20 protein-coding genes are annotated in these 22,836 nt (G+C 42.0%); 11 read left to right on the forward strand and 9 right to left on the reverse strand.

Annotated elements, in window-relative coordinates:
• The first annotated feature begins 32 nt into the window (after positions 1 to 32).
• The 4 genes from KDU71_RS04085 (at position 33) to KDU71_RS04100 (ending at position 2,648) form a co-directional block, all read left to right on the forward strand.
• Positions 33 to 842 carry a phosphatidate cytidylyltransferase gene (locus KDU71_RS04085; protein ID WP_212188634.1) on the forward strand — a complete coding sequence of 270 codons (810 nt, stop codon included), beginning with the start codon at positions 33 to 35 and terminating at the stop codon, positions 840 to 842.
• Positions 843 to 862: 20 nt separating this feature from the next.
• A complete protein-coding gene (locus KDU71_RS04090; protein WP_212188635.1) occupies positions 863 to 1,516 on the forward strand; it encodes a phosphatidylserine decarboxylase family protein in 654 nt (217 codons plus the stop codon).
• A gap of 229 nt (positions 1,517 to 1,745) precedes the next feature.
• Positions 1,746 to 2,363, forward strand: coding sequence for a cytochrome c oxidase subunit 3 (locus KDU71_RS04095; RefSeq protein ID WP_212188636.1), 618 nt, complete (start codon positions 1,746 to 1,748; stop codon positions 2,361 to 2,363).
• A gap of 18 nt (positions 2,364 to 2,381) precedes the next feature.
• On the forward strand, positions 2,382 to 2,648 hold the full coding sequence (locus KDU71_RS04100) for a cytochrome C oxidase subunit IV family protein (RefSeq protein ID WP_212188637.1): 267 nt from the start codon (positions 2,382 to 2,384) through the stop codon (positions 2,646 to 2,648).
• 70 nt (positions 2,649 to 2,718) lie between these two features.
• Here KDU71_RS04100 and KDU71_RS04105 read toward each other — a convergent pair whose 3' ends face one another.
• Complete coding sequence (locus KDU71_RS04105) at positions 2,719 to 3,936, reverse strand: uracil-xanthine permease family protein (protein WP_212188638.1); 1,218 nt, start codon at positions 3,934 to 3,936, stop codon at positions 2,719 to 2,721.
• A 170-nt stretch (positions 3,937 to 4,106) separates the two neighbouring features.
• Here KDU71_RS04105 and KDU71_RS04110 point away from each other — a divergent pair, with 170 nt between their 5' ends.
• From KDU71_RS04110 to KDU71_RS04130, 5 genes are all read left to right on the forward strand, one after another.
• Positions 4,107 to 6,326: an amino acid permease gene (locus tag KDU71_RS04110; RefSeq protein ID WP_212188639.1), complete on the forward strand. Its 2,220-nt coding sequence runs from the start codon at positions 4,107 to 4,109 to the stop codon at positions 6,324 to 6,326.
• Positions 6,327 to 6,332: 6 nt separating this feature from the next.
• Positions 6,333 to 7,967: a glycosyltransferase family protein gene (locus KDU71_RS04115; RefSeq protein ID WP_212188640.1), complete on the forward strand. Its 1,635-nt coding sequence runs from the start codon at positions 6,333 to 6,335 to the stop codon at positions 7,965 to 7,967.
• A 14-nt stretch (positions 7,968 to 7,981) separates the two neighbouring features.
• Positions 7,982 to 9,409 carry a glycosyltransferase gene (locus KDU71_RS04120; protein ID WP_212188641.1) on the forward strand — a complete coding sequence of 476 codons (1,428 nt, stop codon included), beginning with the start codon at positions 7,982 to 7,984 and terminating at the stop codon, positions 9,407 to 9,409.
• 133 nt (positions 9,410 to 9,542) lie between these two features.
• Positions 9,543 to 10,013, forward strand: coding sequence for a pantetheine-phosphate adenylyltransferase (coaD, locus tag KDU71_RS04125; RefSeq protein WP_212188642.1), 471 nt, complete (start codon positions 9,543 to 9,545; stop codon positions 10,011 to 10,013).
• The gene (locus tag KDU71_RS04130) at positions 10,013 to 11,470 is read left to right on the forward strand and encodes a TlpA family protein disulfide reductase (protein ID WP_212188643.1); all 1,458 of its coding nucleotides are present in this window, start codon (positions 10,013 to 10,015) and stop codon (positions 11,468 to 11,470) included. Before coaD ends, KDU71_RS04130 begins: the two co-directional genes overlap by 1 nt.
• A 313-nt stretch (positions 11,471 to 11,783) precedes the next feature.
• Here the strand turns inward: KDU71_RS04130 and ruvC are convergent, their stop codons facing one another.
• From ruvC to rplU, 5 genes are all read right to left on the reverse strand, one after another.
• Complete coding sequence (ruvC, locus tag KDU71_RS04135) at positions 11,784 to 12,338, reverse strand: crossover junction endodeoxyribonuclease RuvC (RefSeq protein WP_212188644.1); 555 nt, start codon at positions 12,336 to 12,338, stop codon at positions 11,784 to 11,786.
• Positions 12,331 to 12,639 carry a DUF4286 family protein gene (locus KDU71_RS04140; protein WP_212188645.1) on the reverse strand — a complete coding sequence of 103 codons (309 nt, stop codon included), beginning with the start codon at positions 12,637 to 12,639 and terminating at the stop codon, positions 12,331 to 12,333. Before KDU71_RS04140 ends, ruvC begins: the two co-directional genes overlap by 8 nt.
• Before the next feature lie 83 nt (positions 12,640 to 12,722).
• Positions 12,723 to 13,994, reverse strand: a complete 1,272-nt coding sequence (gene serS, locus KDU71_RS04145; protein ID WP_212188646.1) for a serine--tRNA ligase — start codon at positions 13,992 to 13,994, stop codon at positions 12,723 to 12,725.
• An 89-nt stretch (positions 13,995 to 14,083) separates the two neighbouring features.
• A complete protein-coding gene (gene rpmA, locus KDU71_RS04150) occupies positions 14,084 to 14,347 on the reverse strand; it encodes a 50S ribosomal protein L27 (protein ID WP_212188647.1) in 264 nt (87 codons plus the stop codon).
• Positions 14,348 to 14,369: 22 nt separating this feature from the next.
• Positions 14,370 to 14,681 carry a 50S ribosomal protein L21 gene (gene rplU / locus KDU71_RS04155; protein WP_212188648.1) on the reverse strand — a complete coding sequence of 104 codons (312 nt, stop codon included), beginning with the start codon at positions 14,679 to 14,681 and terminating at the stop codon, positions 14,370 to 14,372.
• Positions 14,682 to 14,986: 305 nt separating this feature from the next.
• Between rplU and KDU71_RS04160 the strand changes: the two genes are divergently transcribed.
• Positions 14,987 to 15,586 carry a bifunctional nuclease family protein gene (locus KDU71_RS04160; RefSeq protein ID WP_212188649.1) on the forward strand — a complete coding sequence of 200 codons (600 nt, stop codon included), beginning with the start codon at positions 14,987 to 14,989 and terminating at the stop codon, positions 15,584 to 15,586.
• A 51-nt stretch (positions 15,587 to 15,637) separates the two neighbouring features.
• A complete protein-coding gene (locus KDU71_RS04165; protein WP_212188650.1) occupies positions 15,638 to 17,032 on the forward strand; it encodes a NupC/NupG family nucleoside CNT transporter in 1,395 nt (464 codons plus the stop codon).
• A gap of 55 nt (positions 17,033 to 17,087) precedes the next feature.
• Here the strand turns inward: KDU71_RS04165 and KDU71_RS04170 are convergent, their stop codons facing one another.
• The 3 genes from KDU71_RS04170 to dnaE form a co-directional block, all read right to left on the reverse strand.
• Positions 17,088 to 17,879 (reverse strand): toxin-antitoxin system YwqK family antitoxin, encoded by a 792-nt coding sequence (locus KDU71_RS04170; RefSeq protein ID WP_212188651.1) that lies wholly within the window; start codon positions 17,877 to 17,879, stop codon positions 17,088 to 17,090.
• Between the two features lie 83 nt (positions 17,880 to 17,962).
• Positions 17,963 to 18,280: a thioredoxin gene (gene trxA / locus KDU71_RS04175; protein WP_212188652.1), complete on the reverse strand. Its 318-nt coding sequence runs from the start codon at positions 18,278 to 18,280 to the stop codon at positions 17,963 to 17,965.
• Between the two features lie 154 nt (positions 18,281 to 18,434).
• Entirely contained in the window at positions 18,435 to 22,829 is a 4,395-nt protein-coding gene (gene dnaE, locus KDU71_RS04180) for a DNA polymerase III subunit alpha (RefSeq protein ID WP_212188653.1), read from the reverse strand.
• Positions 22,830 to 22,836: the final 7 nt, after the last annotated feature.

Below are 22,836 nucleotides of genomic sequence, written 5' to 3' on the forward strand. Positions count from 1 at the left end.
ATATGTTAACTTTGCACCACTAAAGATAATCGATGAATAATTTCTTACAGCGCACTTTAACGGGTATCTTGTTCGTAGGAGCAGTAGCCGGTTCTATTTTTATACATCCCATTGCCTTTTTTCTGGTGTGTTTGCTGGTAGCTGTATTAGGTATTTTAGAATTAGGTCGATTATTGGAACGTAAATATGGTAAGCTCAACATATTTGCATCACTTCTGCTGGGGCTTACATTTCAGGTCTTAGTGTTTCTCGATTCGCAAGGCTATATTGACCGAACATGGTATGTGATTTTAATGCCAATGGTGTGGTTGCCTTTTGTATATGAGTTATTCAAAGGAGGGGAAAATCCTTTTCAGCGCATCGCATTAACGCTGATGATACCTGTGTATATTTCGCTTCCCTTATCGTTTCTGTTTTTAACTGGTTGCATTAATGGCGTTTTTCAGGCTTCCATTCTGTTAGGCTTTTTTATTTTGGTTTGGAGCAACGACTCTGGTGCATATATAGTAGGGGTGAGTATAGGTAAGCATAAATTATTTGAACGAATATCTCCAAAAAAGACCTGGGAAGGATTTATTGGAGGCATCATATTTACAATTGTAGCTGCAGTCATTATTTTTAAGTTATCGGGTATTGCCAGTCTGGGTGTTTGGATAGGAGCAGCCTTAATTGTATCGATTTTTGGTACCATAGGCGATTTGGTTGAATCGATGCTTAAGCGTAATGTTGACATCAAAGATTCTGGTTCTATATTACCCGGACACGGAGGAGTGCTGGATCGATTTGATGCAGTGTTGTTTGCAGCCCCAATGGTATTTGCCTTGTTTGTATTATTTGGATAAAAGGATTAAGAAGTAACACAATGACAATTCATAAAGAAGGATACGGAACGATTATCGTTGTGCTGGCTTTTTTGCTGGCACTTAACTATGGAATATTTTTTCTGACAGGTGTTGAGGTCACTAAATTTACAAGTCTGGCCTCGTTTGTTGTATTTGCATTAGTACTCAATTTTTTTCGCAATCCTAAGCGTGAGGCTGTTGTGCAGGATGGAGCTATCATTGCGCCAGCTGATGGTAAGGTTGTTGCCATCGAAGAAGTAGAGGAGGATGAGTACTTAAAAACTAAGTGCCTGCAGGTTTCGATTTTTATGTCGGTGTTTAACGTGCATATCAACTGGTTTCCAATCAAAGGTATTGTGAAGTATTTTCGTCATCATAACGGGCGTTTTATGGCAGCTTACCTGCCAAAGTCATCCACCGAGAACGAACGTACCAGTGTTGTGATTGAGAACGAAAAAGGTACGCAGATTCTTGTACGTCAGGTGGCGGGAGCAATGGCTCGTCGGATTGTTTGCTACGCCGAAGAAGAAAAAGGGATTGAGCAAGGTCAGCAAATGGGCTTTATCAAATTTGGTTCGAGAGTTGACTTGTACCTGCCGGTCGATACGCGCATTGATGTGGAATTAGAGCAAAAAGTAACCGGGCGTCAGACCATATTAGGATGGTTAAAATAATCCCGAGCAACTAACAATATAGAGAGCTGTCCTACCGGGATGGCTCTTTTTTTTATCCCGATGCAACTTCTATGGCTTAAGTTTGTTATGTACAGGCAAACAGATTTTAGTGCTTTTACGCATGAAAATATAGGCGCAAAATAGGTAATTAAATACTTTTATATATTTTTATCGCCTTGTTCATACAATAAACACTGAAGCTTGAAGTCGTTAATAAAATCATGTTATTATGAGTCAATCATTATCTATGGCAGGTAATCTATCGGAAAAAAAAGAATCTACGCTAAGTGGCATTTGGCTTTTTATATTTATTGAGTTACTCCTATTTGCAGGTCTGTTTCTGTTATATGGAGTTTACAGGTATAAAAATCCGGTAGCTTTTGACCTGGCAGCAGGTGAGTTAAGTATCACATCAGGTGTGCTGAATACCATCATTATCCTTGGGGCGAGCCTCGGTATGGCGTATTCATCAGTAGCCATACGTAAAGGCAATAAGATGGCAACCCTATTCTGGTTATTGACAACGCTGTTTATCGGATTTATGTTTTTGGTGAATCGCTATTTTGAGTGGAAAGGAAGAATTGATTTTGGCTTCTTTCCGGGCAGTGAGGAGTTGGCCCGTTTGGGGCACGGTGATGTGCTATTCTTCGGGTTATATTTCTTTATGACCGGTTTGCATGCCATTCATTTACTGGTTGGATTTATCGGATTAATCTATGTTACCAGCCGTGTTAACAATAATTCTTTAAACGGTGGCAATTATGCATTGCTTGAGAAAACTGGTTCGTATTGGCATCTGGCAACACTCATTTGGGTATTGATTTTCCCACTGTTTTATTTATTGTAAATCTAAAACCTTAAAATTATGGATAAGCAAAATATCATCTCCGCAAAATCATATACCCTTGTTTTTATTGGTTTAGTATTACTGACGCTAATATCGACCGGGTTGAGTTCACTCAATTTGGGTTATATCAGTACCATTATTGCATTCGGATTAGCCATTGTTAGTGCTCTGGTAGTATTATCAAAGTTTATGAATGTAAAGCTTGATGGCAGCTTTGCCCGCTTGCTATTGGCTGGCATACTGGCATTGGCGTTACTCATCTTTTTTGTGGGATTTGTAGGTTAAAATCATTTATATATACAAAGAAAGGCGATGGTATCCATCGCCTTTCTTTGTATATATAAATGTTTTGTTCTTAGTGTTCGTCCTCAATATGAACAGGCTTTGATTTCTCAGGTAAAATCAGGTTTAGAATAACACCTACTAGTGAAGCCAACCCAATGCCGGCCAATGAAAAGTTACCAAAATCAATTACTGCGCCTCCAATCCCAACAGTGAGAATAACCGAGACAATCACCTGATTGCGTGTTTTGGTTAAGTCAGCTTTAGAATCAACCAATGTGCGGATACCAACACTGGCAATCATCCCGAATAATAGTAGCATAATGCCTCCCAGGACTGCCTGAGGGATTGATTTAAGTAATCCACTAATCTTACCAATCAGCGAAAAGCAAATAGCGGTAATTGCCGAAATACGTAATATTTTAGGGTCTGTTATCTTCGTTAAAGAAATGGCTCCGGTAACCTCTGAATAGGTGGTGTTGGGCACACTACCTATCAGTGCAGCAAAAGATGTAGCGATACCATCACCCAGCATGGTGCGATGTAAGCCCGGATCTTTTACATAGTTTTTATCAGCAACCGCACCAATGGCATACATATCGCCCACGTGTTCAATAAGTGGAGCAATGGCAACCGGTATCATATAAACAATCGCTTTCCAGCTCCATTCAGGCATGGTAAATGGCGGTAGTGCAAACCAGGCTGCATCTTTAATGGGTGTGAAGTCAACTTTTCCCAGTATCAACGACAACACATAACCGGCCACAATACCCAGGAATATTGGAATCAGTTTGATAAGGCCTTTGGTATAAATAACAACGATAATAGCAGTTAATAAGGATACCACAGCAATCAGCCAGTCAGTTTTAGCCATATCAACCCCTACCGAGGCTAATGAAAGTCCAATTACCATGATAACGGGCCCAACTACCACTGAAGGAAACAGGCGTTCGATAAAGCCTAATCCCCGGGCTTTAATAAGCGCCGAAACGGTGATGTAAACGATACCTACAGCAATTAATCCGGATAAAGTTCCTGGCAATCCAAAAAGCTTGGTTGCTTCCACAATAGGCGCAATAAATGCAAAACTACTCCCCAGAAAAACAGGTACCTTGCCTTTGGTGATTAAATGAAAAATTAATGTTCCTACACCGGCAGAAAATAAGGCGATAGATGGATCAATACCTACCAGTAACGGAACTAATACCGTGGCACCAAAGGCCACAAATAAGAATTGAATGCCAATAATGACCTGTTTACTAAGGTGCATTGAAGGTTTTGTTTGCTTCATGATGACGATTACGTTATGTGTTTGACGCTGCAAAAGTAAGCATATCAATGTAATTACATATGGATTAGTTCTTATTTAGTGACTTTCTCAATAAGAATGCGGGATGAGTGTTGCAATTTTTGGGCAAGCCAATTAAAAATATTAGGTTTGTTTGAATTGACAGTATACCTATGCAGAAAACACTAACAAATCCTAACGCCGGTTTTGGGGCAATGGCTGTTTTTATGACAGCTGTTTCTACCATTTTAGGAGCCATCTTATTTTTACGTTTCGGATATGCATTAGCAAATGTTGGTTTGGGAGGTTTGTTAGCCATCATCATTATCGGGCACGCTGTTACAGTGCCTACAGCACTTGCCGTAGCCGAGATAGCTACCAACCAGCGCGTACAAGGTGGTGGGGCTTATTACATCATTTCACGTTCTTTTGGCCTTAATATTGGAGGCGCCATTGGTTTGGCCTTATACTTATCGCAAGCCATCAGTGTGGCTTTCTATATTATCGCCTTTGGCGAGGCATTTGATCCGCTCATTCCTTATTTACCTTTTGAAGTTGATGCGCTTGTTTTTAAAAAGATAGTGACCCTGGTGCTGATGACTATCCTTTCTGTGGTAGTGCTGTTAAGAGGTGCCAATATTGGAATGAAGGCACTTTACGGAGTAGTGGCCCTTTTGTTTGTATCCATCCTGTTCTTTTTAATGGGAAACCCAATTTCAGAAGGAATCGAACTGAGTTTCAATAATACCATTGAAGGTGGCGACACCTTTTTTATGGTTTTCACCATTATATTTCCTGCCTTTACAGGTATTGCGGCTGGCCTTGGCTTGTCAGGCGATTTAAAAGACCCTAAGAAAGCCATTCCTAAAGGTACTTTGCTGGCTACCTTGGCCGGTATGATTATTTACGTGTTGGTGGCGTTTAAAATGGCGCTTTCGGCCACACCTGAGGATATGCAGGCCGACCAGCTGATTATGTCGCGTATTTCAGTTTGGGGACCTATTATACCGGTTGGTTTGGCTGCCGCTTGTTTGTCTTCGGCTATTGGTTCGTTACTGGTGGCACCGCGTACTTTGCAGGCCATTGGTTTTGATTGTATCATGCCTTTTGACCATTTTAATAACTGGATTGCTAAAGGTCGTGAGGCTGATAATGAGCCGATTAATGGCAGCGTGATAACCATTGTCATCGCATTTTTCTTCATTATTATTGGTGATGTTAATTTTGTTGCCGAGATAATCTCCATGTTTTTCATGATTACCTACGGTTTTATCTGTCTCATTTCATTCCTCGAACATTTCGCAGCCGATCCATCTTATCGCCCCACCTTTAAATACAATAAGTGGTATTTCTCACTTATTGGTGCCATCCTTTCTTTCTGGCTCATGTTCCAAATGAAGTGGACGTATGCAGCGCTGGCATCGCTTTCAATGGCCATTACCTATTATTTTATAACGGTAAGTAACCCCGAAAGGCAAGGTCTTGAAAAACTGTTTAAAGGTGTGATTTTTCAGCTCAGCCGACAGATTCAGATATTTATTCAAAGGGCCAATAAAGATGAGGAAGAGAGCCATTGGCGACCTTTTGCCATTTGCGTTACAGAAGATTCATTTAAACGACAGGCTGCCTTTGACCTGCTGAGGTGGGTGTGCTATAAGCATGGATTTGGTACCTATATCCATTTTATTAAAGGATTTCTGAATAAGGATACATACGATGAGTCGCAAGAAGCACTGAGCAGGTTGATTAACCAGGCCGAGGGCAGCAAAAGTCGCTTGTACCTCGATACGATCATTAGTCCGTCTTACACATCGGCCATTGCCCAGGTAATCCAGCTATCGGGCATAAGTGGAAAAGGAAATAACCTCATATTATTTGAGTTTTCGCGTAGTAACCCTGAAGCCTTAAAGCATGCGTTGGAGAACTATCAGTTATTTGATGCGACGGGTTTTGATGTATGTGTGCTCAATTCGTCCTATAAAGGTTTTGGCTATAAAAGGGAGATTCATGTGTGGATTGGAGCCCACGATTTTCGTAATGCCAACTTGATGATTTTGCTGGCTTATATCATTTCAGGACATCCGGAGTGGCGTAATGCCGTGATTAAAATATTTGCTTTCTTCCCCGAAAGTCAGGTTGAGAAGCAACGCAAACGACTGTTGGGCCTAATTCAGGAAGGACGCCTGCCGATTTCACCTTCCAACGTTGTGTTTTTGCCAATGAGCGGCGATGAAACGCCTCGTCAGGTAATTATGCAGCGCAGTACCGACGCCGATTTGGTTATCGTTGGGTTTAAGCCTGAAAATTTTAAGGATGCGCCTGAGGCCATGATTGATTTTGGTGATATGAGCAACATCTTGTTTGTTAATACCTCTCACAAAAAGGATATTTAAGAAGTAATGAAATTGAAAGACAGATCTGCCGGCGATGTTTTTTCCGTTGTTGAAGCATGGTGCTCCAGGCATCATCAAATATTGATTGGAAGTATAATGGTGTTGTTCTCAATTTTTTCATTATTACTTTTCAACCTGCGAGTCAGCGAAGGCGGCGACGATAGCACCTACATCATACGGGCCGTTAATTTTATTAATAATGGTACATATCCTTCATTTCAGGGGCCGCTTTATCCCTTGTTTCTATCACTATTGGTAGGCTTGTTTGGTATAAAGTTGGGCTTGCTTAAGCTATCATCTTTTGTGTTGATGCTGGTGGGTATTTGGTGTACATTCAGAGTTTTCAAAGAGCGTATTAACTATACATTGCTATTTTCCACTTTATTAATCAGTAGTTTAAGTAGTTTCTATATCTATTTTAGTAGCCAGACCTACAGTGAAGCTCTTTTTATTTTAATTCAGATACCTGTTTTTGCCTTCGTGTTTAGGTTGATAGATGATGCCTCTGATCAATGGGCATGGAAACCGCTCATCCTGTTAAGTCTGACGATTGTAGCCGGCTACCTTACACGCACCGTTGGTGTTGGAGCTTTAATTGCTGTACTGCTGTTTATGACCATCAGTAAGCGTTGGAAGGAAATGGGGGTATTGCTAATTTCATGTGCAGGTATTCTTTTCCTGTTTATACTGATAAAACAAGCCATATGGAGTAATGGGTGGTTCGACGGCGGACAGGCCAGTACACTATTATACAAGCATCCATATCAACTCGATCAGGGAAAAGAAACACTATCAGGTTTTATCAGCCGTTTTATTGATAATTCAAATCTCTATCTCTCAAAGCATTTTCTGCATATGATAGGCCTAAAGGATGTCGCTGTCAAATCAACCAACGGACTGATTACGTTAGTGCTGTATGTGCTGTTTTTAGGTGGGAGTTATCGTGCATTTAAACGTAATAAATACATCCTGTTTACTGCCATCTATGTGGCTACCATGCTGGGCATAACTTTTATAGTCCTGCAAAAGCTGTGGGATCAGTATCGCTTAATTGTACCATTCTTTAGCATGATGTTGTTGGTTGTGCTTTATGGCTTATTTCAGCTGGCTGAAATAAGTAAAAGTAAGATGGTACAGCGATTAGTGTTAGGGCTTGTCCTGTTTAGTGCAGGTAGTGTTTTCTCTCATTCTGTTTCGGAAGTGGATTTACTAACGCTAAGAAAAAACCTGAGGGGTGATTTGTACGAAGGGTATACCGATGATTGGCGTAACTATTTGTCGATGGCCGAATACGTGGGAAAAGAGTTGCCTGAACAGGCATATGTAGCTGTTCGAAAGCCCAATATGGCACGTATATATGCCAATGGTAAAAAGTTTTACGGTATATACAGGTACGATACTGATGATCCTGACGAACTGTTGAAGCGACTGAAAGAACGCCAGGTGAGTCATGTGATAATGGCCAGTCTGCGTAAGAATCCGGCGATTAATAACGGACAAACGATTAATACTATTCAACGCTATTTATACATTATATCGCAAAAATATCCATTGGTTTTTAAGCTTGAACATCAAATAGGTACCAGTGAACCGGCTTATTTATTCAGAGTGGATTATGATGCTGCAAAAATTGGTGAATGACAAAAGGGCTGACAATGAAAGTTAACGAGGAGCGGAGAGCTTATTTTGAATCTAGGGCAAAAAACTGGGTAAAATACCGAAAGAGAAGAAGCTACTATTGGGATTCAATTACGCGCTATTGTAATTATTTTATTCATGATGAGAGTTCTGTTTTAGAAATAGGATGTGGCTCGGGAGAGTTACTGGCAGCTGTCAACGGGAAAAGTAAAACAGGGATTGATTTTTGCTCACCCATTCTTGAACAGGCCCGTGAACAGTTTCCTCACATTCAGTTTGAGCTCATGGAAGCCGAGAATATACAGCTGAATCAAACTTACGATGTCATTATTCTGTCGAATTTGATTGGGGTAATAGATGATATCGAGCACGTATTTAACCAGCTAAAGAAAGTGTGTCACCCGGAAACCCGGATTATTGTCACCTATTATAATCGTATTTGGGAACCAATTATACGTCTGGCCGAATGGGTTGGCATCAAAAAACGGACACCTGAGCAAAACTGGTTGTCAACCGGTGATATTGCTAATCTGTTGTACTTGTCCGACTTCGATGCGTATAAAACCAATCGCAGCATGCTGATGCCTTACCGCATACCACTGGTGTCCGGATTACTCAATCGTTTTGTTTCGCGATTGCCTTTTTTTCAGCTATTTGGTTTGAACCAATTTGTGTTTGCCCGGCCCTTTCCGCCTCGCCTGACGCAGGAGGAGGTTGACCAGCGTTATTCTGTGTCTGTAGTGGTGCCTGCACGCAACGAAAGTGGTAATATCGAAGCAGCTATTCTGCGAACACCACAAATGGGCCGATTCACCGAACTTATTTTTGTTGAGGGAAATTCAACTGATGATACCTGGGCGACCATACAGCTGATGGCCGAAAAATATAAAGATACGCACCGTATTAAAATTATGCAGCAGGACGGAAAAGGCAAGGGTGATGCTGTAAGAAAAGGTTATGCAGCTGCTGAAGGAGATATTCTGATGATATTAGACGCTGATTTGACGGTGCCGCCTGAAGACCTGCCAAAGTTCTACAACGCAATCACCCGTGGAAAAGGCGAGTTTATCAACGGTGTTCGGCTGGTATATCCCATGGAGAAGAATGCCATGCGCAGCCTAAACACCATTGGTAACCATTTCTTTTCGCGCCTGTTTAGCTGGATACTGGAGCGGCCCATCAAAGATACCTTGTGTGGGACTAAGGTCATGTTCAGGAAAGACTATATTAAGCTGGCACGAAACAGAAAGTTCTTTGGTGATTTTGATCCTTTTGGTGATTTTGACCTGCTTTTTGGAGCCTATAAACTCAACCTTAAAATAATTGATTTACCCATTCGCTATCGCGAGCGCAAGTATGGAGATACAAATATTTCGCGTTTTAGTCATGGCTTTATTTTGCTGCGCATGTCGGCTTTTGCAGCAGGTAAAATTAAGTTTTGGTAGATAAAATACCGGTTGATAACTTGTCAGAGCGGCTATTTTTTCCAAATTTTACGGTCTTGTAACTTATTAATGGCACTGCTGTCACCTGACCAAACAACTTGAACTGGTGCCTTATGCTGATACTTAAATAACTATGAAAATAGCCATATTCCCGGGTTCATTCGATCCCTTTACAGTCGGACACGAAGATGTTGTAAGAAGAGGTTTAAGCCTTTTCGATAAAGTGATTATTGCCGTTGGTTATAACTCCAATAAAAATGATTTCTTCCCGTTGGAAGACCGGATGAAATGGATTCGGGACGTGTTTGTAGATGACGAACGCGTGAGTGTTGAAAAGTATGAAGGATTAACCGTTGATTTTGCCAAAGAAGTGGGCTGTACCCATATCTTAAGAGGTATCCGCACAGCAGCTGACTTTGAGTACGAGCGCGCTATTGCACAGGTTAATAAGGCAATGAGTGGTTTTGATTCGGTCTTTCTGTTAACAACGCCTGAGCACACGCCTGTTAATAGCTCCATTGTTCGCGACATTGTTAAGCATGGAGGTGATGCAGGTCAGTTTCTGCCAAAAGCTATTCAGATTAATATTCAAAATTATCTGTAATGCGCTTGTTTGTTCTCCTGATAGCCTTATTAAATATAGGCTCGCTACTGGGTCAGCAGCCGCTCAGGTGGGTTACCGTTAAGGGAAATGCACCTGATTATGCGGGCTATGATCTTGTCGTGCAAAAGGTAGTTAATCCCATTTCTATGGAAATGGCTGATTTAATGGTTGTCAGGGTGAATGAAAAGGGTGATTTTGAGCAAAGTATCGAACTGGCGGCAGTTACGCATGTCAGTATTGACATGGGGAAATTTCGGGGCCATATATATCTGGAACCAGGTCAAAGCTATGAACTGGTGCTGCCTCCTTTCAAACCACGCTCCGATGCCGATAGATTTAATCCGTATTTTGTACCTGAAGAAATAGAGTTAGGAATAGCCAACGCCGATGCCCAGGGACTGAATCGATCTATTACGGCTTTTGACAACTATCTGACTGACCAATACAATGGTAATGCAGTGCGCATTTTTGCCAACGCCGATGTAAAGCTGGCCAATCATATCATGAGTACAACGGATAGCCTGCACTCATGCACTCACCCTTATCTTTCGAAGTACCGGCAGTATGCCTATGGCGAATTGCGCATGCTGGCCTATAAGCGTAATAAGCGAAAAGCCATTTATGAAACCTTCAAAGGCGATTCTATTAGTGTTATGATGCCTTCGTTTATACAGGCTTTTAATATCTATTTTAAAGGCTTCTTCAATTATTATTTCTCGTCATCGGCCGGTGAGGCATTGCGCGATGCCTATGCCAAAGGAGCCCGCTTCGACAGTTTATCAACTATTTTGCAGAAGGACACTTTGTTCGCTGATGGCCTTTTTGCTGAATTAGTATTATTAAAAGGTTTTTATGATGGTTTTTACTCAGGCCGGTATGAGCAGGAAACGATTATTCGCCTCTTTAAAGAAGCTACCGAGCAAAGTAAATTCTATCGGATTAGAGAAATAGCAGCGGGTTTGCATAAGCAGGTCACCTGGCTGCGAACAGGCTCAGCTGCGCCACAGTTTACGCTTTATCGACTCGATGGTAAAGAGCGTTCTTTAAATGATTATGAAGGCAAATTTGTTTACCTCAACTTCATGCATACCAGCAATCATACCTGTAAGGAGGAATTGCAGTTGCTGAATGTGCTGTATAAACAACTGCGACGTGAATTGACGATTGTCACTGTTATTATGGATGAGGACCCAACTGCCGCTGAGCAACTGGTGAAGGCTAATAAGTTTAAATGGGATTTTTTGCATTATGGAGCCATGCCCAAAGTGGCGCTTGACTACCGTATTAAAGCCCTTCCGGCCTATTTTGTGATTGATCCAACTCAGAAGTTGCGCTTATCGCCTGCTCCATCGCCGAAGGAGAGCTTTACCCCAATATTTATGGAGGCCCAGCGTAAGTACCATTATGAGCAATTGCGCCGTGAGCAACCAAAGCAAAAGAGTATTTACGATTTGTAAAACGTTATCGGTTAATAGCCTGTACACTCTCTGGGGATAGTGGCGATCATAACTGACTTTTCCTTAATTCATTAGTTGATTCATGATTTTATCAAAGCAAAGTATTGACCACCTTTACGTATGTTTTTGCTTTTTCATGCTTACACTTTTTTATTTTTACCCGGGTCAACGTATGCTTTAACTAGGGTTAAAAATATATTTAACCCGGGTTAAATTACTAAATGCACAGTAGGTTTTTTAAAAAGTTTGCTTATGAAAAAGCATACTCCTGCCGTATAATTACCAACAATGTACCTTAGAAAATAGAGATAGCTTATTTCTTTACCCGTCCCGGGTTTTTGCTGATAAAGTCTTTCCAGCTTTTAGAACCACCGGATAGAGTTACTCTCTGGTTTTGAAGAAAATGGCAATAGGCAGCTGCCAATCCATCGGTGGCATCCAGGTATTTGGGTAGTTCACCAATCTTAAGCAGGTTTTGCAGCAGCATGGCTACCTGTTCTTTGGAGGCACGGCCATTGCCCGTGATGGCTTGTTTAATGCGGAGAGGTGCATACTCAAAAATTGGTACCGAGCGCGAAAGAGCGGCCGCCATGGCTACCCCTTGAGCGCGACCCAGCTTCAGCATCGACTGTACATTTTTGCCATAAAAAGGTGCTTCAATGGCCAGCTCATCCGGGTGGTAGGTGTCTACCAATTGAACCACACGCTCAAATATCTTTTGCAGTTTCAGGTAGTGGTCGCCGTATTTATGTAGTTCGAGCACACCCATGGTCACCATCTCGGCCTTGTTGCCTATGGCGCGTATAATGCCATAGCCCATAACGGTTGTGCCGGGATCGATGCCTAATATAATGCGCTCTTTAGCCAAGCTGTACCTCGTTAAGAATAGAACTAAAGGTTAAACACTTATCGCCGAAGGTGCCCTTGGCGTTGTTAATCAGGATGGCGTTGTACTTATTGATGGTGTCCAAATCAGCGGGGTTATATACCTGCATCTGGCAGGAATAGTTAGTGTTACCTTCCTCTACAACGGCCATTACCTCATATAATTCAACACGGATATTTTTAACCAAATCTTTCATGGTTGGTACGTAATTGCGGTTCATCCACTGCTTCCAATCATCCACAATGGTATCGTTAATCATAAAAGTGGTGTTGAATATATACATAGTCAATTAGTTTATACAGTAATAAATAGGCAGAAGGCAGAAGTCTGTTTAAAAATCTTCTGCCTTCTGCCTTGATTTTTTGTTTACTTGATAATATCAAATCCAGTATAAGGAACCAATGCCTCAGGTACTCTGATACCATCAGGAGTTTGATTGTTTTCAAGGATGGCAGCCACAATTCGTGGTAATGCCAATGCACTGCCGTTAAGCGTGTGGGCCAGTTGTGCTTTTTTCTCACCGTCCTCTTTGTAACGCAATTTCAGGCGGTTAGCCTGGTAGCTTTCAAAGTTTGATACTGAGCTAACTTCTAACCAGCGCTCCTGAGCTGCTGAGTATACCTCAAAATCATAGGTGAGGGCAGATGTAAAGCTCAGGTCGCCACCACACAAACGCAGAATACGCCATGGTAATCCCAGCTTCTCAACCAATGTTTGAACGTGAGCCACCATTTTGTCAAGAATCTCGTATGATTCATTTGGGTGGGCCACTTGTACAATCTCTACCTTGTCGAACTGGTGCAGACGGTTTAATCCGCGCACATGGGCACCCCATGAGCCAGCTTCACGACGGAAACAAGCTGAATAAGCACAGTGCTTAACCGGCATTTCTGAAGCCTTCAGAATCACATCGCGAAAGATGTTGGTAACAGGTACCTCGGCCGTTGGAATCAAATACAGGTTATCGGCTGTAACATGATACATTTGTCCTTCTTTATCGGGTAGCTGCCCGGTGCCAAAGCCCGAGTCTTCGTTTACCACTAATGGTGGAATCACCTCGCTGTAACCTGCTTTTTCAGCTTCATCAAGAAAGAAATTGATCAAAGCGCGCTGCAAACGTGCGCCTTTGCCCTTATACACCGGGAAACCGGCGCCTGTTATCTTGGTGCCTAATTCGAAATCAATCAGGTCATATTTCTTAATCAAATCCCAGTGAGGCTCTTTTACCTCCAACTGTGGCATGGTGCCGCCGTTTTTCACTTCCACATTGTCTTCCTCGCCTTTACCCGGAGGAACAATCTCATTAGGGATGTTAGGAAGGGAAACTAACTGCTCGTTCAGCTGCGATGTTATTTCATCCAGGGAAGTGTTTAGATCCTTGATCTTATCTTTTAATTCACCGGTGCGTGCTTTAGCCTGGTTAGCTTCTTCAGCTTTCCCCGCTTTAAACAACTGACCAATCTCTTTGGATAGGGCATTCATCTCTTGCTGAAAAGATTCAGCTTCTACCTGTGTTGCTTTTCGGCGGTTATCCAATTCGATGATGCTGTCAACGATTGTGCTGGCATCGAAGTTCTTTATTTTCAGTCGCTCAACGACTAATTCTTTATTGTCCTGAATGAATTTTAACGTCAACATATTGTTGTATGGTTAGCGAGTAAAAAAAATCTCCTGAAATTATTACGAAAGTAATAAAAACAGGAGATTTAATAATCTTTTCAAGAATCTTATTCAGCAGTGAATGGTACTACTGAAACATAAGATCTGTTGTCTTTCTTCTTGCGGAAAGCTACAGTACCTGTTACCAAAGCGAATAATGTGTGGTCTTTACCAATACCAACATTCTCACCTGGGTGGTGCTGAGTACCACGCTGTCTAACGATGATGTTACCAGCTTTGGCAGCCTGACCGCCATAAATTTTTACGCCAAGTCGTTTACTTTCCGACTCTCTACCGTTCTTCGAACTACCGACGCCTTTCTTATGTGCCATCTTATTCTAATTTTTTGAGTTTTTAACCTACGATTTCTTCAATCTGAATTTGAGTGAAGTACTGACGATGTCCGTTCTTCTTTTTGTAACCTTTTCTTCTTTTCTTCTTGAAAACGATTACTTTATCACCTTTAACGTGTGATAGAACTTTCGCCGTTACTTTAGCACCTTCTAAAACAGGAGCGCCAATTTTAACGTCACCTTCGTTGTCTGTTAAAAGTACTTTTTCAAATTCAACTGTAGCACCTTCCTCGGCACTCAATCGATGCACAAAGATTTTTCTTTCTTTCTCTACTTTGAATTGCTGTCCAGCAATATCAACAATTGCGTACATGTCACCAATTTTTATGGTTTTATCCAGGAGGTGGACTTCCGTTTTAAAGCCACTTTTTCGACCCCACAGGATTCAATGGAGTGCAAAAGTATATAAAATTACTTTTCGGCACAAATATTTTTGTTACTGACAGCTGAAAATTAGTTTTTTATGGCTTGAAATCGAGGCCGCTGATAGTTATAAAACGGTGTTGGCCTGTCAATGTTTAAAACTAATTGTTATATTTGCTTGAATACAAAGAATAACACTCATTCACTCATTTTATTGCATTCATTAGCAAATGAGTGAAGATCTAATAAGCCGCTATGAGTAGAAAAAAAATCAAGTTAAATATTCTTGGTTTGTCATATAGCCAGACTCAATCTGGAGCCTACGCGCTGGTGTTAGCCGAAGAGGATGGAGAAAGGCGTATTCCAATTATAATTGGTGGTGTTGAAGCCCAGTCTATAGCCATTAAGCTTGAAGGATTGGAGCCTCCTCGACCCCTAACACATGATCTCTTTTTAAATTTTTCTAAGTCTTTTAATATTGATGTTATTGAAGTAGTTGTTTACAAACTTGAGGAAGGAATTTTCTATTCCGAGCTGGTTTGTCGTCGTGATAATGAGCAACTGCATATCGATTCGCGTACATCAGATGCTGTCGCTTTGGCTCTGCGTTTTGGCTGTCCTATCTACACTTATGAAGACATTATTGAAAAAGCTGGTATTGTGCTTGATTTCGATAAGAAGGAAGAAGGTCACTCAATTACTCCGGTGGAGCGTAGTGAGAGTAAATCAGTCAGTACAGAGTACAAATCAAAAACGATTGCTGAACTGAAGAAGATGCTTGATGAAGCCATCATGGCTGAAGATTATGAAAAGGCCTCTAAGATCAGAGATGAAATTAACCGAAGAGAAAAGTAGAAGTATTACCCCCCTGAATCATTTACATTATTCAATTTAATCCTAATCCTTATGAAGAAATTTCTTCTAGTAGCTACTTGTCTCCTTATGGGACAGTTGATATTCTCGCAAGATACAACTGAACAAGTGGTGGAAGTTGGCACTGCGGCTTCATTTGATATGATGAGCATCGTGAGAGGCTTGTTTGGTATGGCTGTGTTAATTGGTATAGCCTGGTTATTTAGTCTCGATCGCAAAGCAATCTCCTGGAAAGTGGTAGGCATTGGTTTAGGTATTCAGTTGTTGTTGGCTGTGTGTGTGTTATATGTGCCTTTTGTGCAAAGTCTCTTTGAGTTTTTAGGAAAGCTGTTTACTCTGGTACTTGATTTTACAAAAATCGGCACAGAGTTTCTGCTTGGGGATTTTTTGGATACCTCTAAATTCGGTTATATTTTTGCTTTCCAGATATTACCAACCATCATATTCTTCTCGGCGCTGACCAGTGTTATGTTTTACCTGGGCGTTATTCAAAAAGTAGTGTGGGCATTGGCCTGGATGTTAACGAGGGCCCTTAAGCTGTCAGGAGCTGAAAGCTTGTCAGTTGCGGGTAACATCTTTCTTGGACAAACCGAAGCGCCTTTAATGATCAAAGCCTATCTGCCTAAGATGAATGCCTCAGAAATGTTTTTAGTGATGGTGGGAGGTATGTCCACAGTGGCTGGTGGTGTTCTGGCTGCCTACATTGGTTTTTTGGGTGGCGATGATCCGGTACAGCGACTGATGTTTGCCAAGCATTTGTTAACCGCATCGGTGATGGCGGCTCCGGGTGCTATTGTTATCTCCAAGGTGCTCGTTCCTCAAACTGAAGAAATAGTTTCTGAGATTAAAATATCAATGGATAAAATTGGCAGCAATATACTGGATGCCATGAGTAATGGAACTACCGAGGGGTTAAAGCTGGCTGCCAATGTGGGTGCTATGCTACTGGTGTTTTTTGCATTTATCGCCCTTATTAACTATGGATTTGATAAGGTGGGTGAATGGACAACATTAAATAATTCGATTGCGCAGTGGACCAGTGGACAGTATGAACACTTTAACCTTGAATTTATTCTGGGCTATTGCCTGGCGCCACTAATGTGGTTGATTGGTGTGCCTTCGCAGGATATTGCCCTGGTGGGCCAATTGTTGGGAGAGAAGATTATTGCCAGTGAGTTTGTAGGCTATACAAGTCTGGCAGGATTTAAAGCTTCAGGTGCTCTGACAAGCAGTAAATCGGTTATTATGGCTACATATATGCTTTGTGGATTTGCCAACTTTGCTTCCATCGGCATTCAAATTGGGGGTATTGGAGGTTTAGCACCCAATAAGCGCGAATTCCTTTCACGCTTTGGATTTAGAGCATTGCTGGCAGGAACTTTAGCATCATTGATGTCGGCCACCATTGTAGGTATGATTATGGGCTAAAAAAAGCCTCTGACTTAATTGCAGAGGCTTGATATTTTGGGTCGAAATCAGGCTATTAGATGCCTCTTGCGTCAACCTTTACTGGTTGCTGAAGAATGAGTGTTAAACCATCTGAGGTTTTACAAACAGCCACAATGTTAAGTGTTTTATTCATCGAACTACCTTGTGGGAGTTTGATGCGAATTTCACCTTTCTTAGATGAAAGCTTATGAGCTGGTGACAAATTTTTGTGGTAGTATTTATCTTCAATCAGTTTGCCTTCATAAAACTCAACCGATTTAATGGTTTTAGCACCTTCTCCTGCCAATGATACAACTAGGTTATAAGTGCCGTTTGTTCTTATATTATCAACTTTTTGAACGTTAATAGCCGGGTCAGGGCGTTGCTTGCCAAGGTTGGTGTAGCGCTTCAGCCCAACGCCAGGTAAGCCATTTTTATATTCGTACTCGGCTGTTAGCTGGCCATCTCTGTCATAGCGTTTACAGATGCCGTTCAGTCTACCATCTTTGTAGGGTTGTTCCTTGTAAACTTTACCGGTTGAGTGGTAGGTAAGGCGCATGCCATCTTTCTTATTGTCGGCATAATTGATGCTCTCCAATAGTTTGCCAGTTGTAGAATAACGCTTGGATAATCCATGGCGAATAGCCGACTTGCTTCCATCTTTAAACTTCATGGATACTTCCCATTCAACAGGAGCGTTAAGATCATCGTTAAAGTGGCTCTTTTTAATAAAAGTTCCATCGGCATTATTGTTGCCTGTCTTTACGACTTGTTTCTGTGGTCCGAAAAACTGGCAGCTGCTAAAAATCAGCGCCAAAGCGACCGTAATTAAAATTGTCTGTTTCATTTTTAAAGGGGGTAGTTTTAAAATTAAGGATTAAAAAAAGGCTGTCAATTACCTGACAGCCCTTCCTATTTTGTATGCTTATACTATAAAAGAGCATCCAGTTTAGATGCCAAAATAGTTTTAGGAACAGCTCCTACTTGTTTGTCAACTACTTCACCGTTCTTGAAGAACAGGATAGTTGGGATGTTACGAATACCAAACTTCACTGAAGTACCTGGGTTGCTGTCAACATCCATTTTTGTGATAACGGCCTTCTCACCGTACTCTTCTGCCAATTCTTTTACAATAGGAGTTACCATACGACATGGTCCACACCATTCTGCCCAGAAATCAACCAATACAGGTTTATCTGAATTTAGTACTAACTCTTCAAAATTGGCATCAGTAACTTCGATCAACATAGCAAATCTGTTTTACTTTATTAGTATAAAAATTTTAACTTCTTAATTTGAAAGTGATTGCCAAAGTTATACAAAATAATTTCGGCATGTTCAAAAATACACAATTTTTAGTATATACATGTAACAAAAGAAACCTGATTCTTGTCAAGCACCTTTATGCAATACTCATTTCTATATCTTCATGTTCGTCAATGTATTTAATGAGGTCATCGTTCAGATCAACCCGCATGCTGCGCGATAAAAATTGCACCGCATTCTTAGTCTCCGGGTCTTGTACCATAAACTTTAACGTTACATTGCCTTCATTTGTTTGCAAAATATTCGATAACTCAGTTATTAGCTCTTGCGAGATGGCGTTAAGCGGTACTTTCAGCGTAATGGTGTTAACCAGTGTATCTCGTAATTCGCTCAGAAACTTAATGTTGTTGATTTTAAGTTCCAGCTCTTCCTGGTTGAAACGTTTAGGCTGTACTCGTCCTTTAACCATTATAAAATAGCCAATCTCCAGATAGGGCAGATACTCGGTGAAATCATTACCAAAGAAAGCGAACTCGTAGGAGCCGGTGTAATCCTCCATGGTCATAATGGCGTATGGATTTCCCTTCTTCGTAGTGCCACGTCTGACATTGACCACACTGCCAGCTACAGTGATATCTCTACCTCGTATTGCCTCCAGGTCATCCAGCTGCTTAAGGCGGTGGTGGATGAAGAAGTTCATCTCCAGTTTGTACTGGTCTAGCGGGTGAGCCGACAGGTAAATGCCAATATACTCCTTCTCGTGGTTAAGCTTTTCAATAATGGAGTATTCAGGGCAGTTGGGCATGTCGGGCGTTTTGATTTCAATGCCAGCGCCTATTGCTCCAAAAAGTGAGTTTTGCGATGATGCTTTATCAGCCTGGAAGCGGTTGCCATAGCGGATAAGGTGTTCAATAAAGTTCAGTTCATCGTTCTCTTGCTTGCCAAAGAATTGAGCCCGGTGATAATTACCCATGGTGTCGAATGCACCCGAGTAGGCCAATGCCTCAATGTTTTTCTTGTTGACAGTGGTTAATGGCAAGCGCTCTACAAAGTCATAAACCGATTTGAATGGCCCATTCTTTTCCCGTTCCTGGATGATAGCATCTACAGCTCCTTCTCCAACACCCTTAATACCTGCCATACCAAAACGAATGGCTCCTTCCTTGTTTACCGTGAACTTGCGGTACGATTCGTTTACATCAGGTCCCAATACGTCCATCCCCATGTTTTTACACTCTTCCATGAAGTTGGTAATCTTGGTGATATCGCTGAGGTTGCGGCTTAATACGCCCGCCATAAATTCAGCCGGGTAGTGCGCTTTCAGATAACCTGTCTGATAGGCAATGTAGGCATAGCATACCGAGTGCGATTTGTTGAAGGCATAACTGGCAAATGCTTCCCAGTCTTTCCAAATCTTTTCAATCAAATCTTCCGGTTTGGCAATGGTTGTCTTGCCATCTTTGCAGGCCTGCACAAATTCCTCACTATCCAAACAGCCTTTAATGAACTTCTCCTTCAATTTGTCCATCATGGCCATTATCTTCTTACCCATGGCTTTACGGAGCGAATCGGAATCGCCTCGCGTAAAGCCCCCTAAGGCCCGTGATTGAAGCATCACCTGCTCCTGATAGACTGTAATCCCGTAGGTGTCTTTTAGGTAAGGTTCCATCATGGGATGGTCATAAACAATCTCTTCTTTACCATGCTTACGGGCAATAAACGAAGGTATGTATTCCATTGGTCCCGGACGGTACAGGGCATTCATGGCCACCAGGTCTTCAAAGCGGTTTGGCTTAAGGGCCTTTAAGTGCTTCTTCATCCCGGGCGACTCAAACTGGAAGATGGCGGTGGTTTCACCTCGGCTAAAGAGTTGGAAAGTCTCTTCATCTTCGAGGTTGACATTGTTAATATCTATATCAATGCCCTTGGAGAGCTTAATGTTACCAAGCACTTCTTTAATGATGGACAGGGTTTTTAATCCCAGAAAGTCCATCTTTAGCAGGCCAATGTCTTCAACGAAACGACCATCGTATTGAGTGGTAAGTAGATCTTCGCCTTTCGTCGGCATTACCGGTACATGTTCATCCAGCGGATTTTTACCAATGAGTACTCCACAGGCATGCACACCAGTTTGCCTTACAGAACCTTCCAATGCCTCTGCAAACTTTATGGTTTTGGCAATTAGCGGATTGGAGGACTCCTTTTCTTCCAGTAATGCAGGTTCTTCCTTATAAGCTTTTTTGAAACTCATCTTAGGTGCTTCGGGCACCATCTTGGCCAATCGATTGGCTTCAGCTAGTTCCAGTCTTAGAACACGTGCCACATCTTTAATGGAACTTTTAGTGGCCATGGTACCAAATGTGCAGATATGTGCCACTTTCTGCTGACCATATTTATCGGTCACATAATCAAGTACATCCTGACGTCCATCATCATCAAAGTCGATGTCGACATCGGGCATGGAGATACGATCGGGGTTCAGGAAACGCTCAAACAGCAAATCGTACTTAATGGGATCGACGTCGGTAATACCAACACAATAGGCAACGGCGGCACCGGCAGCAGAACCACGTCCAGGCCCTACGAGTACACCATTGTCTTTAGCCCAGTTAATAAAGTCCTGTACAATCAAGAAGTAACCCGGAAAACCCATAGTTTTAATGGTTTCCAGCTCGAACTCCAATCGTTCTTTTTTATCATCAGTTAACTCATCACCCGGATAACGTTTTTTGGCCCCTTCAAAAGTCAGGTATTCCAGGTAGTCGGACTCTAACTTAATGGGTAATACCTTGTCATATCCGCCAAGCTTCTCATAGCGTTCTTCGCCAAACTCTTCAATTAATTTAGATTCATCAAACTGCTCCTTGTACGATTCAAGCGAACCAAAATCCTCAGGAATATCAAAAGGTGGCATAATCGGGTTAGAGTCCAGCTTAAAGTATTCTACCTTCTCAGCTATCTCTGCTGTGTTGGCTAGCGCTTCGGGAACATCAGCAAATAGCTCATTCATTTCTGCTGTGGTTTTAAACCACTCCTGCTTGGTATAACGCATACGTGTAGGATCGTCATAATCGCGTCCGGTACTTAAGCAGACTAATACATCGTGGGCCTCAGCATCTTCAGGATTCATAAAATGCGAATCGTTGGTGGCGATAATCTTAACGCCCAGTTCTGCACTCAGGCGTCGTATTACTTTATTTACTCTTACCTGATTCTCCCACACATCGGTTCTTAAGCGTGGATCGTTGTTTCGGTGACGCATGATTTCCAGGTAGTAGTCCTCGCCAAATACATCTTTATACCATAAAATGGTTTCCCGTGCCTTGTCGATGTTACCGGCCATAATGTTCTGAGCTACTTCGCCTCCCAGACAAGCACTGCTGACAATCACACCTTCGCTGTATTGTTCGAGTAACTCCTTATCAATTCGCGGCTTGTAGTACATCCCTTGAGTGTGGGCAATAGACGTAAGTTTCAGCAGGTTTTGATACCCTGTATAGTTTTTAGCCAGTAAAATGATGTGGTGACCTCCCGAATCGGTTTTATCGTCTTTTCGCAAGTGTCCTCTTTTGGCTACATAGGCCTCAACACCAATGATGGGTTTTATGTCAGCCTTGCTACATGCCACATGAAATTCTTTGACCCCAAACATGGATCCATGGTCGGTAATAGCTACAGCTGGCATGCCATCTTCTTTAGCTTTGGCCGCAATATCCGCTGTTTTGGCTGCTCCGTCCAATATCGAGTATTGCGAGTGCACATGCAGATGTACAAAAGGTTGCGGAGCGATGTTTTTCTTGGCTTCCTCCCACTTGCGCTCTTCCTCTTCAATCGATACTTCATCAAACGCTGAACTGACTTTGAATGATTCGTATTCAATGCCGGCCAGCTCAATGGTGGTAGGATTATTAAGCTTAAAGGCCTGAATTTGATCAGGCGACATATTCAGCAACTGCGTTGGCAGACCATCCACCCTAATTAGCTCAAGAAAACAGCGTGAGGTGGCTTCCACATCGGCAGCTGCGTTATGTGCTTCGGCAAACGGCACGCCAAATAGTTTTAGGTGCAGCTCGGTTAGAGTCGGATTTTTGAGTTGTCCTTTTCGTTTTAGGTCACAATATTCTTTACTGCCCGTCATGGTGTCCAGTGTTGGCGCGTTGACCAACACTTTTTCATCCATTTCACAGCGGAGTAGTTCGCATCCAACAATGTTGATGTCGAAGGATACATTGTGCCCAATCACAAACTTGGCTTGCTTGACGTCTTCAATGAAATCGAGTAAGGCCTCTTTTAACGGAATACCTTTCTCGTGAGCTATTTCGGTAGAGATACCATGGACCGCTACTACGTCTTCGGGTATTGTGTAGCCGTCTGGTGTGATAACATGGTTTTTGGCAAACAGAAAATTACCCTCTGTATCATGACACTGCCAGGCTAATTGCACCATTCTTGGCCAGTTGTCAAAGTCATCTAAGGGGGCTTTCCATTTTTTTGGTAAACCGGTTGTTTCGGTATCAAATATTAAAAACATCTCAGTA

The sequence above is a fragment of the Carboxylicivirga sediminis genome, assembly GCF_018156225.1.
GTDB classification, from domain to species: domain Bacteria; phylum Bacteroidota; class Bacteroidia; order Bacteroidales; family Marinilabiliaceae; genus Carboxylicivirga; species Carboxylicivirga sediminis.

What these genes read in the sequence shown, in the direction of transcription:
- serS (WP_212188646.1), bottom strand. Translation starts at nt 13,994, where the DNA reads ATGTTGACGTTAAAATTCATTCAGGACAATAAAGAATTAGTCGTTGAG.
- KDU71_RS04160 (WP_212188649.1), top strand. Translation starts at nt 14,987, where the DNA reads ATGAGTAGAAAAAAAATCAAGTTAAATATTCTTGGTTTGTCATATAGC.
- KDU71_RS04165 (WP_212188650.1), top strand. Translation starts at nt 15,638, where the DNA reads ATGAAGAAATTTCTTCTAGTAGCTACTTGTCTCCTTATGGGACAGTTG.
- KDU71_RS04130 (WP_212188643.1), top strand. Translation starts at nt 10,013, where the DNA reads ATGCGCTTGTTTGTTCTCCTGATAGCCTTATTAAATATAGGCTCGCTA.
- KDU71_RS04140 (WP_212188645.1), bottom strand. Translation starts at nt 12,639, where the DNA reads ATGTATATATTCAACACCACTTTTATGATTAACGATACCATTGTGGAT.
- rplU (WP_212188648.1), bottom strand. Translation starts at nt 14,681, where the DNA reads ATGTACGCAATTGTTGATATTGCTGGACAGCAATTCAAAGTAGAGAAA.
- KDU71_RS04110 (WP_212188639.1), top strand. Translation starts at nt 4,107, where the DNA reads ATGCAGAAAACACTAACAAATCCTAACGCCGGTTTTGGGGCAATGGCT.
- KDU71_RS04170 (WP_212188651.1), bottom strand. Translation starts at nt 17,879, where the DNA reads ATGAAACAGACAATTTTAATTACGGTCGCTTTGGCGCTGATTTTTAGC.
- KDU71_RS04090 (WP_212188635.1), top strand. Translation starts at nt 863, where the DNA reads ATGACAATTCATAAAGAAGGATACGGAACGATTATCGTTGTGCTGGCT.
- KDU71_RS04120 (WP_212188641.1), top strand. Translation starts at nt 7,982, where the DNA reads ATGAAAGTTAACGAGGAGCGGAGAGCTTATTTTGAATCTAGGGCAAAA.
- rpmA (WP_212188647.1), bottom strand. Translation starts at nt 14,347, where the DNA reads ATGGCACATAAGAAAGGCGTCGGTAGTTCGAAGAACGGTAGAGAGTCG.
- KDU71_RS04115 (WP_212188640.1), top strand. Translation starts at nt 6,333, where the DNA reads ATGAAATTGAAAGACAGATCTGCCGGCGATGTTTTTTCCGTTGTTGAA.
- KDU71_RS04085 (WP_212188634.1), top strand. Translation starts at nt 33, where the DNA reads ATGAATAATTTCTTACAGCGCACTTTAACGGGTATCTTGTTCGTAGGA.
- KDU71_RS04100 (WP_212188637.1), top strand. Translation starts at nt 2,382, where the DNA reads ATGGATAAGCAAAATATCATCTCCGCAAAATCATATACCCTTGTTTTT.
- KDU71_RS04105 (WP_212188638.1), bottom strand. Translation starts at nt 3,936, where the DNA reads ATGAAGCAAACAAAACCTTCAATGCACCTTAGTAAACAGGTCATTATT.
- KDU71_RS04095 (WP_212188636.1), top strand. Translation starts at nt 1,746, where the DNA reads ATGAGTCAATCATTATCTATGGCAGGTAATCTATCGGAAAAAAAAGAA.
- trxA (WP_212188652.1), bottom strand. Translation starts at nt 18,280, where the DNA reads ATGTTGATCGAAGTTACTGATGCCAATTTTGAAGAGTTAGTACTAAAT.
- dnaE (WP_212188653.1), bottom strand. Translation starts at nt 22,829, where the DNA reads ATGTTTTTAATATTTGATACCGAAACAACCGGTTTACCAAAAAAATGG.
- coaD (WP_212188642.1), top strand. Translation starts at nt 9,543, where the DNA reads ATGAAAATAGCCATATTCCCGGGTTCATTCGATCCCTTTACAGTCGGA.